Annotated in this window: 1 protein-coding gene; it reads right to left on the bottom strand. The window is 48.7% G+C overall.

Translation table 11 applies throughout. The features are described from left to right. A partial coding sequence (locus BLQ87_RS33015; protein ID WP_143010625.1) for a non-ribosomal peptide synthetase occupies positions 1 to 3076 on the bottom strand: 3076 nt, incomplete at both ends.

Here is a 3076-nt window from a genome sequence, read left to right on the forward strand (position 1 = left end):
TCAAAGAAATTATCTTTAACACTGATCTTCTCCCTGCCCAATATCTCCTGCCAGATCAGCACCAGTTTCTCTTCAATTTCATTTCGGGGCGCCACATATTCCAAACCCGCAGACATGCCGGCAACAGCTGCCTCAGGAAGTGCCTTTTTGTCGACTTTTCCATTGGAAGTCAGTGGTAAGTATTCCAACTGAATAAAATGTCCTGGAACCATATACGAAGGAATTCGCGCCGATAAATAAGACCGTACCGTTAAGGCATTTAACGAGGATGCGCCCACAAGATAAGCGAACAATTCCTTCTCCCCATCAGCAGCCGTCTTGGCCAGCACCACTGCTGAACTGATCAGTTCATGCTGCTCTAAAACACGCTCAATTTCCCCAAGCTCAATCCGGTAACCCCGGATCTTAACCTGGTTATCTTTACGTCCCTCATATTCCAGCTCACCGTTATCCAGCAGTCTTGCTTTGTCTCCGGTACGGTACAAACGTTCCCCCGCCTGGAAAGGACTATCCATAAAATGTTGTAAAGTCAGCTCAGGCCGGTTCAGGTAACCCCGGCCAACACCTGCTCCCCCTACATATAATTCTCCGGATAAACCCCGGGGCAGTAAGTTCCGGTGCTGGTCCAGCACATAACAGTTCAGCGTAGGAATCGCCCTGCCGATATTGCTCTGGTTCTGTTCGATCTCAGAATCCCCGATCTCTTTATAAGTAACATGGACTGTCGTCTCGGTGATGCCATACATATTGATCAGCCGGATTTCCGGATAACGCTCATGCCATGGCTTTAATTTCCCCGGACTCAGGGCTTCCCCCCCAAAGATGAGGTAACGTAAGCGGAAGTTTAAATGCTCCCCTGCCAATGCTTCCTTCATCACCTGGTAAAAAGAAGAAGGCGTCTGGTTCAGTACCGTAACCCCTTCTTTTAGCAGCACTTCAATATATTTCCCGGGATCCCTGGCCGTCATGTTCGGAATCAGCACCAGTTTCCCCCCAAAGAGTAAAGCACCATACATTTCCCATACAGAAAAATCAAAACAGTAAGAATGGAACATCGTCCACACATCATCTGCACTGAAATCAAACAGCGAAGGATTCGTTTTGAACAGACGGACCACATTCCTGTGTTCGATCAGTGTCCCTTTGGGCTGTCCCGTAGATCCTGAGGTATAAATCACATAGGCCAGATCTTCAGGGCGGTTTACCTGTATCAGGTTTTCGCTGCTGCAGGTTTCTTCTAACTTTCTAAAATGCTCCAGCTCTTCTTCCCCGATCAGGACTTTGCTCCGGCTATCGGCCAGCATGTAGGCAATGCGCTCTTCCGGATAAGCCGGATCGATCGGAACATATGCCCCTCCTGATTTTAAAACACCCAGGATTGCAATAATCATCCATTCGGTCCGCTCCAGCTGAAGACCGATCAGGTCATCAGCCCGGATCTCATACTTGTCGCGAAGGTAATGACCCAGCCGGTTGGACCGTTCATTCAACTCCCGGTAAGTCATGCTTTTCGTTCCATCTGCAACAGCAATGCGATCCGGCGTTTTTAAAACCTGTTCTTCAAACAGGCCGGTCAGCGTCTGTGCTTCCGGATAGGTCACCGCAATGGCCGAAGCCGCATCTTTCAGCAATTCGGCCTGCTCAGCTTCGCCGAGGTATTCCTGCACGGCAGCACCTTTCTCCGGGTTTTCCAGGATATGGCCGATAAGCTTCACATAATGTTCCAGTAAGCGTTCAACACTGGATTCTTTAAAATATTTATGATTATAGGTCAGGTGAAAACTGAAGTCCGCCCCCTCTTTGATCAACAGGTTAAGGTCGTATTTCCCCAAACCGTAATTCAGTTCCAGCAGCTCAAAACCTGCAGGGATCTCTCCGGCACAGGACTGCTCTTCATAATGAATCAACAGGTCAAACAGCGCCGTGCGGCTCATGTCCTTATCAGGGTTAATTTCCAGCACCACTTTCTCAAACGGCATCGCTGCAGAACCAACGGCATGCTGATAATCCTGCTCCACCTGTTGTGCCAGTTCAGGGAAACTGAGTTCCGCTGCCATGGCCAGTTTTAAGGTAACCAGGTTGGCAACCGGTCCAATAAGATCACTTAAACCTGTTTGCGTCCGGTTGTGATATAAGGTCCCGATCATGATATCCTGGCTATCCGTATACCGGTACAACAGGATGTTGAAGGCAGTCAGTAAAAAGCCAAAAGGGCTGATCTGTTCCTGTTTGCAAAAGGCAGTCAGCTGTGCGGACCGCGCTTCGCCCAAAACTCTATTTAAAAAGCCGGCTTCAAATACATGAATGTGCTCCCGTTGCTGATCAGTAGCCAGATGCAGCACCGGGACACCGGCTAATTTTCGCTTCCAATACAAGGACAGGGATTCCAGATCCCCTGTTCCAATTTTGTTCTGCCAGCTGGAAAAGCTGGAATACGGTACCGGATCAGCACCGGTTTTAACTTCAGAACGGTAACAACGCATCAGCTCATTCAACAGCAACCTCAGGGAAGCACGGTCTGCAATCAGGTGATGGGCGGTAATCATTAAAAAATGCTGCCCCTTATTGCAGCTTAAACTGAAACGGACCAATCCATCGTTTTCAATATCGAATGGCTGGTTGATCAGGGCAGTACACTTCTCCTGCCAGGCCTGCTGGTCCAGAGATTCATCGGTTTCACAAACGCTCAGCGGCACAGTGACCGCTTCGCTGACTTGCTGGAAAGGCTCGCCATCCCGGGTTACAATCCTTGTCCTGAGGATTTCATTTGCCTTCATCACCGAATCCAGGGCTACTTTAAGCTGCTCCGGGTCCAGGGCTTCAGGAAGCCCAACGATCAGGGGCAGGTTATGGTAAACAGGACTTTCTTCGTATAAATAATTCTTCTCAAACTGATCGATAAACCACAACCTTTTCTGATGTTCTGAACATTGGAAAAGGTTCCCGCTTAAGGGGCCTTCATCTAGGAATAAGGGAGCCCTTTCTCCTTCAGCGATATAAATCAAATCGTCCAGGCTATGATGCGGATGTTTAACCACATGTGCTAACAGGGATTCAAAATGACCGTATAAACGTT

It is taken from the genome of Pedobacter steynii, assembly GCF_900103665.1.
Lineage (GTDB): Bacteria > Bacteroidota > Bacteroidia > Sphingobacteriales > Sphingobacteriaceae > Pedobacter > Pedobacter steynii.